The 14,229-nt window shown below is 70.3% G+C and carries 15 protein-coding genes; 9 read left to right on the top strand and 6 right to left on the bottom strand.

Annotated features, from left to right (window positions below; translation table 11 throughout):
• The first annotated feature begins 76 nt into the window (after window positions 1-76).
• From AB0K18_RS14450 to AB0K18_RS14435, 4 genes are read left to right on the top strand one after another with little or no spacing between them, the layout of a single operon-like run.
• Entirely contained in the window at window positions 77-628 is a 552-nt protein-coding gene (locus AB0K18_RS14450) for a MarR family transcriptional regulator (protein ID WP_364914473.1), read from the top strand.
• The gene (locus AB0K18_RS14445; RefSeq protein WP_364914472.1) at window positions 612-1,550 is read left to right on the top strand and encodes a tetratricopeptide repeat protein; all 939 of its coding nucleotides are present in this window, start codon (window positions 612-614) and stop codon (window positions 1,548-1,550) included. Before AB0K18_RS14450 ends, AB0K18_RS14445 begins: the two co-directional genes overlap by 17 nt.
• Before the next feature lie 9 nt (window positions 1,551-1,559).
• Complete coding sequence (locus AB0K18_RS14440; RefSeq protein WP_364914471.1) at window positions 1,560-2,189, top strand: cytidylate kinase-like family protein; 630 nt, start codon at window positions 1,560-1,562, stop codon at window positions 2,187-2,189.
• A 56-nt stretch (window positions 2,190-2,245) separates the two neighbouring features.
• On the top strand, window positions 2,246-3,655 hold the full coding sequence (locus tag AB0K18_RS14435; RefSeq protein WP_364914470.1) for an NAD-dependent malic enzyme: 1,410 nt from the start codon (window positions 2,246-2,248) through the stop codon (window positions 3,653-3,655).
• Window positions 3,656-4,011: 356 nt separating this feature from the next.
• Here AB0K18_RS14435 and AB0K18_RS14430 read toward each other — a convergent pair whose 3' ends face one another.
• The 4 genes from AB0K18_RS14430 to AB0K18_RS14415 all read right to left on the bottom strand — a co-directional run bounded on the left by AB0K18_RS14430 (window position 4,012) and on the right by AB0K18_RS14415 (window position 8,456).
• A complete protein-coding gene (locus tag AB0K18_RS14430; protein ID WP_364914469.1) occupies window positions 4,012-4,509 on the bottom strand; it encodes a hypothetical protein in 498 nt (165 codons plus the stop codon).
• Window positions 4,510-4,588: 79 nt separating this feature from the next.
• Window positions 4,589-6,139 (bottom strand): glycerol-3-phosphate dehydrogenase/oxidase, encoded by a 1,551-nt coding sequence (locus AB0K18_RS14425; protein ID WP_364914468.1) that lies wholly within the window; start codon window positions 6,137-6,139, stop codon window positions 4,589-4,591.
• A complete protein-coding gene (glpK, locus tag AB0K18_RS14420; protein ID WP_364914467.1) occupies window positions 6,136-7,620 on the bottom strand; it encodes a glycerol kinase GlpK in 1,485 nt (494 codons plus the stop codon). The genes AB0K18_RS14425 and glpK overlap by 4 nt, the downstream gene beginning before the upstream one ends.
• An 86-nt stretch (window positions 7,621-7,706) precedes the next feature.
• Window positions 7,707-8,456 (bottom strand): IclR family transcriptional regulator, encoded by a 750-nt coding sequence (locus AB0K18_RS14415; protein ID WP_364914466.1) that lies wholly within the window; start codon window positions 8,454-8,456, stop codon window positions 7,707-7,709.
• Window positions 8,457-8,555: 99 nt separating this feature from the next.
• Here AB0K18_RS14415 and AB0K18_RS14410 point away from each other — a divergent pair, with 99 nt between their 5' ends.
• Entirely contained in the window at window positions 8,556-9,185 is a 630-nt protein-coding gene (locus tag AB0K18_RS14410) for a TetR/AcrR family transcriptional regulator (protein ID WP_345397680.1), read from the top strand.
• A gap of 16 nt (window positions 9,186-9,201) precedes the next feature.
• Here the strand turns inward: AB0K18_RS14410 and AB0K18_RS14405 are convergent, their stop codons facing one another.
• Complete coding sequence (locus AB0K18_RS14405; RefSeq protein ID WP_364914465.1) at window positions 9,202-9,708, bottom strand: hypothetical protein; 507 nt, start codon at window positions 9,706-9,708, stop codon at window positions 9,202-9,204.
• Between the two features lie 111 nt (window positions 9,709-9,819).
• On the opposite strand from AB0K18_RS14405, the gene AB0K18_RS14400 reads away from it, so the two are divergent.
• Window positions 9,820-10,398, top strand: a complete 579-nt coding sequence (locus AB0K18_RS14400; RefSeq protein WP_364914464.1) for a YqgE/AlgH family protein — start codon at window positions 9,820-9,822, stop codon at window positions 10,396-10,398.
• Between the two features lie 26 nt (window positions 10,399-10,424).
• Here AB0K18_RS14400 and AB0K18_RS14395 read toward each other — a convergent pair whose 3' ends face one another.
• On the bottom strand, window positions 10,425-11,048 hold the full coding sequence (locus AB0K18_RS14395) for a TetR family transcriptional regulator (protein WP_364914463.1): 624 nt from the start codon (window positions 11,046-11,048) through the stop codon (window positions 10,425-10,427).
• Between the two features lie 150 nt (window positions 11,049-11,198).
• Here AB0K18_RS14395 and AB0K18_RS14390 point away from each other — a divergent pair, with 150 nt between their 5' ends.
• From AB0K18_RS14390 to AB0K18_RS14380, 3 genes are all read left to right on the top strand, one after another.
• Entirely contained in the window at window positions 11,199-12,794 is a 1,596-nt protein-coding gene (locus tag AB0K18_RS14390; RefSeq protein WP_364914462.1) for a DHA2 family efflux MFS transporter permease subunit, read from the top strand.
• Window positions 12,795-12,878: 84 nt separating this feature from the next.
• Entirely contained in the window at window positions 12,879-13,136 is a 258-nt protein-coding gene (locus AB0K18_RS14385) for a DUF3039 domain-containing protein (RefSeq protein WP_237101223.1), read from the top strand.
• A 285-nt stretch (window positions 13,137-13,421) separates the two neighbouring features.
• Window positions 13,422-14,207 (top strand): zinc metalloprotease, encoded by a 786-nt coding sequence (locus AB0K18_RS14380; protein ID WP_364914461.1) that lies wholly within the window; start codon window positions 13,422-13,424, stop codon window positions 14,205-14,207.
• The last annotated feature ends 22 nt before the right edge of the window (window positions 14,208-14,229 follow it).

Genomic DNA, 14,229 nt, shown 5'->3' with positions numbered 1-14,229 from the left:
TTCTTGGTCAAGCAAAGAGAGCTGTCGCTGAGCGTAATCAGACGAACCGGGATGACCGGCGCGCTACCGTATCGCTGTGTCGCAGCCGAAGCCGCTCAACCTGCCGTTCGACCCCATCGACCGCGCCGCGGAGAGCTGGCGCGCTCACTTCGGACCTTCCTCCGCCATGGCCGCCGTTACCTCGATCATGAGAGCGCATCAGATCCTGCTGTCGCAACTTGACTCGCTCCTGAAGCCATACGACTTGACCTTCGCCAGATACGAGGCGCTGGTGCTGTTGACCTTCAGCAGGACGGGCGCGCTCCCGCTGTCCAGGATCGGCGAACGTCTCATGGTTCATCCCACGAGCGTGACGAACACGGTGGACAGGCTGGAGAAGTCCGGGTTCGTGACGCGCCGCCCCAACCCCCGCGACGGGCGCGGCGTGCTCGCCGAGATCACCGAGGCCGGCCGCGACGTCGTGCGCCGCGCCACCGCCGACCTCATGGCCGCCGAGTTCGGCCTGTCGATGTACGCCGAGGACGAACTCCACCGGATGTTCGACCAGTTGCGCACGCTACGGGTGGCGGCGGGTGACTTCCCGGCTTCGTCCATGCGGCAAGATGAAGGGCATGGCGGACTTCTCTAAGCCCGGGTCACTCTACGGAGCGATAGACCTGGGCGCGCGCAAGCAGGCTCTTGAGGCGCAGGCCCGGCGGGAGGCGGCAGGTCCCCAGGCGGCGTCGGCCTCAGTCGTCGATGTGACCGAGGAGACGTTCACGGCCGATGTCATCGAGCGCTCGATGACCGTGCCGGTCGTCCTCGACCTCTGGTCGCCGCGGGCTCCTGGCAGTGCCCAGCTCAGCCCGGTGCTGGAGAAGGTCGTCGGCGACCTGGGCGGCAAGGCCGTCCTGGCGAAGGTCAACGTCGATGCCAGCCCGCAGATCGCCCAGGCGCTGCGCGTGCAGGCCGTGCCGACCGTGCTGGCGATCTTCCAGGGCCAGGCCGTGACCGGCTTCCAGCAGGTGCTGCCCGAGCAGGAGGTGCGGCGCTGGCTGGACGAGCTGATGGGTGCGGTCGAGCAGTTCTACCAGGCCAACCCCGGCGCCAGGCCGCCGGAGGCCGAGGGCGGCGAGCCCGAGGCGCAGGCCGGCCCGCCGGCCGACCCCGACCTGGTGGCGGCCGAGCAGGCCATCGACGCGGCCGACTACGACGCGGCGATCGCGGCCTACGAGCGGCTGCTGGCCCGCGCGCCCGGCGACGAGGACGCGAAGATGGGGCTGGCGGGGGTCAGCCTGATCAAGCGCACCGCCGAGGCCGACCCCGCCGAGGTGCAGCGGCGCCTGCAGGACCCCGACGACCTCGACGCCCAGCTCATGGCCGCCGACCTCGAGATGCTGTCCGGCTCGGTCGACGAGGCGTTCAACCGCGTCATCGCCGTGGTCAAGCGCACCTCGGGCGACGACCGCGACCGGGCGAGAAAGCATTTGCTGGGGCTTTTCGACGCCTTGCCGGCCGAAGACCCATCTTTGGCGAAGGCGCGTAGGGCGTTGGCGAGCGCCCTGTTCTAACCTGGGGATATGCGGGTCGTCACCATATCGGCGACATACGGCACGGCCGGCAACCAGATCGGCCCGGCCGTGGCCGAGCGGCTCGGCGTGCCCTTCGTCGACCGGGCCATCCCCAGCGCGGTGGCCCAGCAGCTCGGCTGCACGCTGGAGGAGGCGCTGGCCCACGACGACCGCGCCGAGCACGGCCTCGGCCGGCTGTTCTCCGGGGCCATGCGGCTGCCCACGGTGACGTTCGGCGGCGTCGACATGTACGTCCCGGGCGCGATGCCGCTCGCGCCCGAGGAGTTCGTCCGCCACACCGAGCGGCTGCTCAAGGAGATGGCCGGCGACCAGGGCGGCGTGTTCCTCGGCCGGGCGGGCGCGGTGGTGCTGGCCGACCATCCCGGCGCCCTCCACGTCCGGCTCGACGCGCCGCTCAAGCGACGCGTCAGGCAGACGGCCACGCTCGCCGAGCTGAGCGAGCGCGAGGCGCAGCGCGTCATCGAGGACAACGACCGGGCGAGGACCGCGTACGTACGCCACTTCTACCGCGTCGACCCGGCCGATCCGTGCCAATATCACCTGGTTCTCGACAGCACCACCATTCCCGTGACAACGTGCGTCGAGCTGATCGTCCTGGCCGCCGAGGCACTGGGTTGACCGAAAGCCCCCTAACATGGGAGGCATTCTTGGTCAGTCCCGAAGGAGCGATTGACGTGGCGACCGTCCCGAGTGTGTCGTACTCCATCACCGTGCGGCTCGAGGTGCCCGCAGGCGGCAAGGCCGTCAGCCTGCTCACCCACGCCGTAGAGTCGGCGGGGGGCGTCGTCACCGCCCTCGACGTCACCAACGCGGGGCACGAGAAGCTCCGCATCGACGTGACCTGCGCGGCCAGGGACACCGACCACGCCCAGGCCATCGTCGACCAGCTCGAGGCCGTCGAGGGCGTCGTCATCCACAAGGTGTCCGACCGCACGTTCCTCATGCATCTCGGTGGCAAGATCGAGATGAAGTCGAAGGTGCCGCTGCGCAACCGCGACGAGCTGTCCATGGCGTACACGCCGGGGGTGGCGCGCGTGTCGATGGCGATCGCGCGCAACAAGGAGGACGCGCGGCGCCTGACCATCAAGCGCAACACCGTGGCCGTCGTCACCGACGGCTCGGCCGTGCTGGGCCTCGGCAACATCGGGCCCGAGGCGGCGCTGCCGGTCATGGAGGGCAAGGCGGCGCTGTTCAAGCGCTTCGCCGGCATCGACGCCTGGCCGATCTGCCTCGACACCCAGGACGTCGACGAGATCGTCCGCACCGTGCAGGTCATCGCGCCCGGGTTCGGCGGCATCAACCTCGAGGACATCGGGGCGCCGCGCTGCTTCGAGGTGGAGCGCCGGCTGCGCGAGCTGCTCGACATCCCGGTCTTCCACGACGACCAGCACGGCACCGCCATCTGCGTGCTCGCGGCGCTCACCAACGCGCTGCGGGTGGTCGACAAGAGCATCGAGACCGTCAAGATCACCATGGCGGGCGCGGGCGCGGCGGGCAACGCCGTGCTGCGGCTGCTGCTGGCGGCCGGCGCCCGCAACGTCGTCGTCTGCGACTACCTCGGCGCCGTCCACAAGGGGCGCGACGACCTCGACGAGTCGCTGCGCTGGATCGCCGACCACACCAACGCCGAGGGCTACGCCGGCGACCTGCGCGGCGCGGTCAAGGGCGCCGACGTGTTCGTGGGCGTGTCCGCGCCCGGCATCCTCAACGGCGACGACATCGCCGCGATGGCCGACGACCCGGTCGTGTTCGCGCTGGCCAACCCCGAGCCCGAGGTCTCGCCCGACGAGGCCCGCGAACACGCCGCCGTGGTCGCCACCGGCCGCTCCGACTACCCCAACCAGATCAACAACGTGCTGGCCTTCCCCGGGGTGTTCCGCGGGCTGCTCGACGCGCAGGCCACCGAGGTGACGCAGGAGATGCTGCTGGCCGCCGCAGGCGCGCTCGCCGCCGTCGTCACCCCCGAGGAGCTGGGGCCCAACTACATCATCCCCAGCGTCTTCCACCCCGACGTCGCCACCGCCGTGGCGGCCGCCGTCCGCGAGTCGGCCGGTGGCCGCGCCCGCGGCTTCACCGAGGCCTGACCTCCCGGGGCGGGGCGCTCAGGTGACCGCCCCGCGAGCGTTTCTCTCCACCAGCCCGACCCGCCCACCGAACCTGGGCCGGTCGGGCTGTTGGCTTGCCGCACCGTTGTGGTGAGGTCAAGGGGAAGGCGACGGCGGCCTGCGGGCAACAACAGGTGACCGACGTCCCGCCGACCACGAGGCCGCGCAATGAATGAGCCGCACCTGGCCGGCCCCCCGGACACCGCCTCACCGTCGCACGACGACGCAGCGGCGATCGAAGGTTCCCGGCAGGACGCTGGACTCCTGGCTGATCATGGACTCGGGCTGGAGCGACGCCAAGCCCGCCCGTCCCGGCTAGGGCCGTCCCATGGCGGTCAGGAGGTCGGGATGGCGGTGGTCAGGGCGGGCATCAGGCGGTAGCTCTCCTGGAAGACCAGGTTGTGTGCGTCGGCGGCGGCGATCGCGCGGAGCAGGTCGAGCTGCCCCGCCGCGTCGGACTCTTCGAAGACGTTCAGCGGCCAGTCGCCGACCGTGTTGCCGCGCAGGTGCGGGTGGTGGAAGTCGCAGCCGAAGTGGGCGACGACCGCGATCGGCTGCTCGCCCGTGGCGCGCTGTTCCGGCCAGGTGAGCGACCACATCGCGTTGAGCCCGCCCTCCCTCGACCGGGTGACGCCGCTCGCGACCACCTCCCCGGTGCCGAGCAGCAGATCGGCGTTCGCCTCGTCGAGCACCCTGCGCGCCACCGGGTCGAGCAGCTCGACGGCTCGGGCGAAGAGGCGTTCCTTGTCGTCCCGCGTGACGGCCTGGCCGTGCACCCCGTCGCGCAGGTCCGTGAAGTGCCTGATCAGGGCTTCGTTCATCGGTGTACGCATGCCCACCCCCTGCCCCGTCCGAGCCCTGCGCCACCTCTGCCCAGGTGCAAATGGTGGTGGGCCGGCCCCGATCGTGACCTCACCCCAGCAGGACGGCGATCCGCTCGCGCACCTCGGCCGTGTCGAGGCCGCGGACGGTCAGGGTCGTGCGGCGGCGTACGACGTCGTCCACCGTGGCCGCCCACTCGTGGTCACGGGCGTAGACCGCCTGCGCCCAGATGTCGGGCCCGTCGGGGTGGATGCGCTCGCCGAGCGCCGGGTCCTCGCGGATGAGCCTGGCCAGGTCGAACGCGATCGAGCCGTAGTGGGTGGCGAGGTGCCTGGCCACCAGCGGGTCCATGCGGGCGTCGCGGTCGCGGTCGGTCCACAGCCGCAGCGCCACCGCGTCGGGGCTGGCCAGGCCGGGCAGCGGCACCGCGGGCAGGATGTCGGCCAGGTCGTCGCCGAGCGGCCGGCCGGGGAGGTGGGCGAGGGTGTCGAGCACGTGCTTGCCGATGTGCCGGTACGTCGTCCACTTGCCGCCCGCCACCGACAGCATGCCGCCGGAGCCCCTGCTCAGCACGGTCTCCCGCTTGGCGGCGGTGACCTCCTTCGGCCCGCCGGGCAGCACCCGCAGGCCGGCGAAGGCGTAGGTGATGTCCTCGCGCCTGAGCTGGGCGTCGCGTACGGAATGGCCCGCCTCGTCGAGGATCTGCGCGATGTCGGCCTCGGTCGGGCGCACGTCGGCGGGGTCGCCCTCGTACGCCTCGTCCGTCGTGCCGAGCAGCAGGTGGTCCTCCCACGGGATGGCGAACGACACCCGGTACTTGTCGATCGGCGTGGTCAGCGCCGCCTTCCACGGCTCGTGCCGGCGCAGCACCAGGTGGGCGCCCTTGGACAGCCGGATGCTCGGCGCGGCGCCCGGGTCCTCCATGCGCCGCAGGTGGTCGACCCACGGCCCGGTGGCGTTGAGCACGAGCCTGGCCGACACCCCGAACTCGGCGCCGTCGAGCCGGTCGCGCAGTTCGGCGCCCGTCACGGTGCCGCCCGTCTTGCGCAGGCCGACGACCTCGGCGTGGTTGAGCACGGTGGCGCCCGCGTCGACGGCCGCGCGTACGGTCATGACGGCCACGCGGGAGTCGTTCATCTGGTGGTCGCCGTAGACGGCGGCGCCCCGCAGCCCCTCGCCGCGCAGCGCCGGCACCTTGGCGAGGGCCTGGTGCGGCGTGATCACCTTGCCCATGCCGTCGCCGAACACCGACAGCGCCGAGTACAGGAACACGCCCGCGCCCAGCTTGGCCGCGCCGTGCGGCCCGCCCTTGTAGATGGGCACCAGGAAGGTCAGCGGCTTGACCAGGTGCGGCGCGATGTCGGCGGCCAGGGCCCGGCGCTCGCGGTGGTTCTCGGCCACCAGCTTGACGTTGCCGGTCTGCAGGTAGCGCAGGCCGCCGTGGACGAGCTTGGACGAGGCGCTGGAGGTCGCGCCGGCGAAGTCGCCCGCGTCCACCATCGCCACCCGCAGCCCGGCCTGCGCGGCCATCCAGGTCACCGAGGTGCCGAGGATGCCGCCGCCGATCACCAGCAGGTCGAAGGTGGTGGTGGAGAGCTCCTGCCGGACCTGCGCCCGGTCGGTGCCGATCGTGGTCGTCATGCGGTCTCCTCCTGCTCGACCCAGTCGAGGGTCCTCGCCACGGCCTTCTTCCAGTTGCGGTATTCGCGCTCGCGGACCTCCTCGTCGATGGCCGGCCGCCACTCGGCCGCCTTGTGCCAGTTGGCGCGCAGGCTGTCGAGGTCGGGCCAGTAGCCGGTGGCCAGCCCGGCGGCGTACGCGGCGCCGAGCGCGGTCGTCTCCGACACCATCGGCCTGATCACCGGCACCGTCAGCACGTCGGCCAGCGTCTGCATGAGCAGGTTGTCGGCCGTCATGCCGCCGTCGGCGCGCAGCGTCGTCAGGTCGAGCCCGGAGTCGGCGTTCATGGCGTCCACGACCTCGCGGGTCTGCCACGCGGTGGCCTCCAGCACGGCCCGCGCGATGTGCCCCTTCGTCACGAACCCGGTCAGCCCCGCGATCACGCCGCGCGCGTCGGAGCGCCAGTGCGGCGCGAACAGCCCCGAGAAGGCCGGGACGAAGTAGCAGCCGCCGTTGTCGTCCACGGTCTTGGCGAGGGTCTCGATCTCGGCCGCGCTGGAGATCAGGCCCAGGTTGTCGCGCAGCCACTGCACCAGCGAGCCGGTGACCGCGATGGCGCCCTCCAGCGCGTACGTGGCCGGGCCTTCGCCGATCTGGTAGCCCACGGTGGTCAGCAGGCCGTGCTTGGAGACGACCGGCTCGTTGCCGGTGTTCATCAGCAGGAAGCTGCCCGAGCCGTAGGTGCTCTTCACCTCGCCGGGGGAGAAGCAGGTCTGGCCGAACAGCGCCGCCTGCTGGTCGCCCAGCGCCGACGCCACCGGCACACCCGCCTCCGTGTGCCCGTAGACCTCGGCCGACGGCCGGATCTCCGGCAGCATCGCGCGCGGCACGCCGAGCGCGGCCAGCAGCTCGTCGTCCCAGGACAGGGTGTGGATGTTCATCAGCATCGTGCGGCTGGCGTTGGTCACGTCGGTGATGTGGCGGCCGGTGAGGTTCCACAGCAGCCAGCTGTCCATCGTGCCGAACAGCACCTCGCCGCGCTCGGCGCGCTCGCGCAGATCGTACGCGTCGAGCAGCCAGCGGATCTTGGGCCCGGAGAAGTAGGTGTGCAGCGGCAGCCCGGCGCGCTCCCTGAACAGCGGCTCCTGCTCGGCCAGCGACCGGGTGAGCGCGTCGGTGCGGGTGTCCTGCCAGACCACGGCGGGGCAGACCGGGCGGCCGGTGGCGCGCTCCCACAGCACGGTGGTCTCGCGCTGGTTGGTGATGCCGAGCGCGGCGATCTGCCCGTCGTCGATGCCGGCCCCGGTCACCGCCTCGGTCAGCACGCCGCGTACGGACTGCCAGATCTCGTCGGCGTCGTGCTCGACCCAGCCGGGGCGGGGGAAGATCTGACGGTGCTCGCGCTGGGCGACGGAGATGATGTGGCCGCCCTGGTCGAAGACGATGCACCGGCTGGACGTGGTGCCCTGGTCGATGGCTGCGATGTACTGGGATCCAGGCACGGGGTTCCTCGCTAGTGCTGCTGGTTCGACATTGTCGAACGGTCTGCGGAACGAATGCTATGTGGTCGCTGGTAGCTGTTCAAGTGTCATCTGGCCAGGTCACGGCTTATCGCCCGGGCCGCGTCGCGGACGTAGGAGACGAACTCCATGTGCAGCTCGCCGCCGGGCGCCAGCCGCTCGACGGCGCCGCGGATGCCGATCGCGCCCACGACGATGCCGCGCGGGTCCTTGATGGGCGCGGCGATGGCCACCTCGCCCTCGGTCAGCTCCTCCATCTCGCACGCCCAGCCGCGCGACCTGACCCCGTCGAGCTCCGCCGCCAGCGCGGCGGGATCGGCCAGCGTGTGCTTGGTGTAGGGCTCCAGAGGGGCCGCGGGCGGCTCGTCGTACGGGTCGTAGGCGAGCAGCACCTTGCCGAGCGCGCTGGCGTGCACCGGCAGGTACGTGCCCACCTGGAGGGTCTGCATGCTGTCGTCGGGCCTGAAGACGTGGTGGATGACCAGGACGTGGTCCTCGTGCAGGGTGCCGATCCAGGCGCTCTCCCTGCTGCGGCCGGCCAGCGCGTCGGCCCAGTTGATCGACCTGCCGCGCAGCTCGTTGACGTCGAGGTAGCTGCTGCCGAGGTGGAGCAGCGTGGCCCCGAGGCGGTACTTTCCCGTCGCCTGGTCCTGCTCGACGAACCCGACGCGCACCAGAGTCCGCAGGATGCCGTGTAGCGTCCCCTTCGGCAGGCCCAGGGCTCTGGCCAGTTCGGCGACCCCGAGCTGTCTCGGGCCGGAGGCGAGCAGCCGCAGGATCGCGGCGGCTCGTTCGACGGACTGAATCGTCTCTCCCACAGGAGCGACACTAGCGCAGTTCCGTTCGGTAATGCCGAACGAGCTGCTAATGAAACAAGAGTTTCGATAATATGGTCGGCTACACGGCGAGGAGACTCGATGGACCAACCCTCCCGTTCCGCGGGAACCGTACGGCCGGGTGGCCGTACCGCGCGGGTGCGCGCCGCCGTCCTGGAGGCCACACAGGACGCGCTGGTCGAGCACGGCTTCCACGCGTTGACCATGGATCAGATCGCGGCCAGGGCGGGCGTCGGCAAGACCACCGTCTACCGGCGCTGGGGAAGCCCCGCCGGCCTCGTGACCGATCTCATGAACGAGTTCGCCAACCAGTCCTCGCCGCACGCCGACACCGGAAGCATCGAGGGCGACCTGCGGGCCAACGCGCTGATGGTGATGGAGGCGCTCAACGACCCGCGGCTCGGTGTCACGCTCCAGGCCGTCATCGCCGCGGCCACCAGCGACGAGCAGGCGGCGCTCGCGCTGCGCACCTTCTATCTGCGCCGCATCGACGAGTGGGCCACCGTCGTGGAGCTCGCCGTCGCCAGGGGCGAGCTGCCCCAGGGCACCCATGCGGAGGAGCTCATCAGAGCCGTCTCCGCGCCGCTCTACTACCGGCTGGTCGTCACGCGCGAGCCGGTCACGCGGGAGGTCGCGGAGGCGTCCGTGGCCCGCGCGCTGGCCGCCGCCAGGGCCGGGGCCTTCGTGACCGCAGGAGACCGCTCTCCCTAGCAGGAGACCGTTCTTCCTAGGACGAGCGCGGCCAGATCGAGCCGTACCACCACAGGATCCCGCCCATCACCACCATGCCGCCCGCCGTCGCGAGCTTGGCCAGGAGATCGGTGGGCGGGCCCGTGAACGGGAGTTGCTTGCGGTGGTGACCCCACGGGCAGTCGTTCTCCAGCCGGGTGGAGTCGATCAGCGTCTCGGGGGTGTTGTCGCTCACCGAGAACGCCTCGATCTCGGCGCCGCTGCCCCTTGTCACCCGTACGTGCCGGACGATCGTCTTGCGCGCCGGGATCGAGCCGCTGGCCACGCTGACCCCGTCGGACTTCAGGTCGAACCTGGCCAGCTGACGGGTCTGGTTGTGCAGGCGTACGGTGGCGCGGCCGGTGCGGCAGGCCACGCCGTCCACCGTCATCGTGAACGGGTCACCGGTGTCGGACCCCGGCCAGGCGTAGGCGGGCAGCGTCAGGAAGAGTAGGAAAGCCCCCAAAGGGAGGCAGACCAGGACGAGACGAGTACCGATGCGCATGTGCTCCCCCCGAATGTGATCTTCGCTACCTAAAGTTCCCAAGCGTGTACGAAAAGTAACATGGGGGGCTCGGGGGAGCGCGCACCCCACCGGAGCCTTCATGATGGAGGTATGGCGGAAGCGATCTACGTCGGCGGTTTGTTGGTGGCGACGCCGCTTCTCGACGACCCCAACTTCCGGCGTAGCGTCGTGCTCATCCTCGAACACGACCACGACGGCGGCACACTGGGCGTCGTGCTCAACAGGCCGAGCGACATCTCGGTGACCCAGGTCCTGCCGGTCTGGGATCCGCTGGTGACCGGGCCGCCGGTGCTGTTCGAGGGCGGGCCCGTACAGACCGACAGCGCGCTTGCGCTCGCCGCCGTGCCGAGCGGCGAGGAGCCGCTGGGCTGGCGCCGGCTGCACGCCGGCACCGACGCGGTGGCCAGGCTGGGCACGGTCGACCTCGACGCGCCCCCCGAGATCCTCCAGGGCGAGATCGCGCAGATGCGCATCTTCGCCGGTTACGCGGGCTGGACGTCGGGACAGCTGGAGAGCGAGATCGCCGAAGGAGCCTGGTACGTCGTCGACTCCGAGGCCGGCGACACCTTCCACGCCGACCCGTCCTCCCTGTGGCGCCAGGTGCTGCGCCGCCAGCGCGGGGAGCTGGCGTTCGTGGCGACCTGCCCCGATGACCCGACGATGAACTGACGACCCGACGATGAACCGAGGCCGGGTCAGGGCTGCTGGTCCCACCCCGGACGCAGGCAGCGCTCGGTCAGCTCCAGCGTCTGCGCCACGCGCTCCTTGATCTCCGCCATCGGGGCGTCGCGGCGCGGGCACTCGAACCCGACCCGCATGGTGGACATCGCGAACGCCACGATCAGGTGAGCGAGCTGGTCCTCGTCGGGGTCGGTGCCGCGGCGGGCGGCGACCTTCCCGGCCAGCCGCCGCTCGGTCTCGGCGCCTCTGGCCGCCGAGAGGCCGACCAGGTGCGGGTGCGACTCGAACAATCTGCGAAGCTTGAGGAACCTCTCCGCGTCCTCGGGCGTTGACTCATCCAGGTCGGCGAGCAAGGCGCGCAGGCCCTGCATGAGCGAGGCGAACGGCGGCTCGTCGTGCGGGCGCTCGGCCAGGGCGTCGAGCATGATCTCCTCGCCGTGGTCGTGAAACCACAGCACCAGGTGATCCTTGCTGGTGAAGTAGCGGAAAAAGGTGCGGGGGGAGATCTCGACGGCCCCCGCGATCTGCTCCACGGTGGTCGATTCGTATCCTTGTTCGAGGAAGAGATCGATCGCCGCGTCGAGGATCGCCAGGCGCGTCTTCTCCTTCTTGCGTTCCCGCAGACCCACGGTCGTCATCTCCTCGACACAAAGCTGTCATAGTGTGCCATAAGTCATAGTCCGCCGACTTTAAGTCAGTTGTGAAGTGTCACCCTGTGCCATAGATTACCGGAGGCTTAGGACTTTTCTGCCCCGGTGTGGGGCGATCTGTGGAAATAGGGGGACTTAATGGCTCACGCGAAGGCGGTCGACGCACCGTCATCGCCCGGCCCGGCCGGCACGGGGACCGGGGGCAACCCGTGGCTCGTTCTGCTGGCGGTCAGTCTGGGCGTCATCATGGTGATGCTCGACGGCACGGTCGTCGGCATCGCCAACCCGGTCATCCAGACGGACCTCAAGGCGTCGCTCTCTGACCTGCAGTGGGTGACCAGCGGGTATCTGCTGGCGCTCGCGGTCTTCTTGATCACCGCCGGCAAGCTCGGTGACCTGTTCGGGCACAAGCGCGTCTTTCTCATCGGTGTGGGGGGCTTCGCCGTCTCGTCGGTGGGCATCGGCTTCAGCGCCGAGCTCGCCGACGTCGTTCCCGGCGTCACGCCCATCGGCGCGCTGATCGGCCTGCGCGTGTTGCAGGGCCTGTTCGGCGCCCTGCTGCAGCCCGCCGCCCTGGCGCTGCTGCGCAGCGCGTTCCCCGGGCCGAAGCTGAACCAGGCGATGGGTGCCTGGGGCGCCATCATCGGCCTGTCCAGCGCGGCCGGCCCGATCGTGGGCGGCCTGCTCGTCGGCGGTGGCAACTGGGAGTCGGTCTTCTTCATCAACGCCCCCGTGGGCGTCATCGCGCTGGTCATGGGCATCCTTCTGATCAAGGAGAACCGCGCCAAGAGCCTGGCCAGGATCGACTGGCTCGGCGTGGTGCTGCTGTCCGGCGCGATGTTCTCGCTGGTGTGGATGATCATCAAGGCCCCCGACTGGGGCTGGGGCGACAGCACGACGCTGACCTTCCTCGCCGTGTTCGTCGTGCTCATCGGCCTGTTCATCTTCTGGCAGAGCCGTGCGAGCCAGCCGCTGGTGCCGCTGTCGCTGTTCGCCAACCCGTCCATCTCCATCGGCACGTTCCTGATGATGATGGTCGCCTTCGCGATGTTCGGCGCGATGTTCTTCCTGGGCTTCTTCTTCCAGGGCGTGCACGGGCTCGAGCCGCTGGACGCCGGCCTGCGCATGCTGCCGATGAGCGCGGGCATGATCGTCGCATCGCCGCTGGCCGGCATGATGCTGAGCAGGTTCGGCCCGAAGATCACCATGGCGGGCGGCCTGCTGATCACCGCGTTCGCGATGTTCCTCATGTCGCGGCTCGGCATCGACGCCTCGTTCATCGAGAGCGGCATCCCGTTCGTGCTGCTGGCCTTCGGCCTCTCGCCGGTCTTCGTGGGCGCCACCGAGATCATCGTCGGCAACGCTCCCGTCGGGCTGAGCGGCGTCGCCGGTGGCGTGCAGCAGTCGGCCATGCAGGTCGGCGGCGCGCTCGGCACCGCGATCCTGGGCGCCGTGATGGCCTCCGAGATCTCCAGCAGGATGCCCGGCTACCTCGGCCCGATCGCCCAGCAGATCCCGCCGGAGCAGATGACGGCGCTGGAGAAGGCCGCCGCCTTCGGTGCGGCGCCGCCCGGGCTGCCCGAGCCCATCGTCAGCGCCGTGCACAACTCCTTCATGGACGGCATGCACCTCGCCTTCGTGGTGAGCACCTGCATCGCGGTGCTGACCGCCGCGCTGACGATGTTCGTCAGGGCCGGCAGGAAGACCGAGGGCGCTCCCGTCCACATGGGCTGATCGCTTCTCACGTACGGCCTCCGTCCCTCACGGGCGGGGGCCGTCGCGCTGTTCGGGGTCCTGGGCGGGCATAAACTCGATGGGGTGAGCACGAAGATCCTTCCAGAGCAGGAGACCACTCCGCGGACGTCGCACGGCGACGGCGATCACGAGCGGTTCGCCCACTACGCGGACAAGCACAAGATCACCGAGAGCATGGTGACCGGCACGCCCATTCGCGCCCTGTGCGGCAAGATCTGGGTGCCCAGCCGCGACCCCAAGAAATATCCGGTCTGCCCGGAGTGCAAGGAGATCTACGAAGGTCTGCCTCCCGGCGGCGGCGAGGGCGACGACAAGCAGTGAGTGTTGCTGTGCGCTAATCCCCACGCGGAGGGTTACGGTCTGTAGCCAGATCGTCTCAAGCCGTGGGGGATATGCATGGTCCGGCGCGCGACCGCCGTCTCGTTGGCATGCCTGCTCGCCGCCGGGCTCATCCCGCCGCTTCCTGACGGATCGGCACCGGGCGCCGGCGCCGCGCTGAGGTCGGGAGCCGCGCCGGCGGATCGATGCGCGGGGCAAGAACACACCGAGCAGCACCCCAGGCACCACGCGAGGCAGCACGCCCAGCACCAAGCTGATCGACATCCGGTGCCCGGTCCTGCCCGTACGCCCGTGCCGCGCTCGCCCAAGCCTGAGGACGTCGCCAAGGTCGTCGGCGAGCTCGGCCGCCGCCTGGCCGGGGTCACCCCGCCGACCCACTTCACCGTGCCCACGCGCGTGCACGTGATCGCCTCTGGCCCTGACCGCCAGGTCTCAGAAGAGACGGTCAAGGCTCAGATCGAGGTGCTCAACGCCGCGTACGCCGGCAGGTTCGGCGGCGTCGACACCGGCGTGCGCTTCCGCCTCGACGACATCTCGGTCCGGCGCAGCGCGACCTGGTTCACCGACCCCGTCGGCAACGAGAAGGTCATGAAGAAGGCCCTGCACGAGGGCGGGGCCGACACGCTCAACCTCTACATCGCCCAGCTCAGCGAGCTCATGCTGGGCTTCGCCAGCTACCCCTACTGGTACGCCGGCGCCCCCGCGCTCGACGGCGTCGTGATCGACTGGCGCAGCCTGCCGGGCGGCGCGATGACCAACTACAACCAGGGCTTCACCGGCGTGCACGAGATCGGCCACTGGCTCGGCCTGTTCCACACGTTCGAGAACGGCTGCCGCGAGCCCGGCGACGGCATCGACGACACGCCGGCCGAGGCCAGGCCCACCGAGGCGTGCCCGCAGGACAAGGACACCTGCGCCGACCGGCCGGGCAAGGACCCGGCGCACAACTTCATGGACTACGCCCACGACCGCTGCATGTGGGAGTTCACCGCAGGCCAGGCGCACCGGATGCACGAGATGTGGGCCGCGTTCCGGGCCTCGTCCGCGGCCTGAACGGGGCGAACTACGATGTCCG

This window comes from Nonomuraea sp. NPDC049421, from assembly GCF_040677005.1.
Classification (GTDB): Bacteria; Actinomycetota; Actinomycetes; order Streptosporangiales; family Streptosporangiaceae; genus Nonomuraea; species Nonomuraea salmonea.
This window is presented reverse-complemented; position numbering and strand designations above follow the sequence as displayed.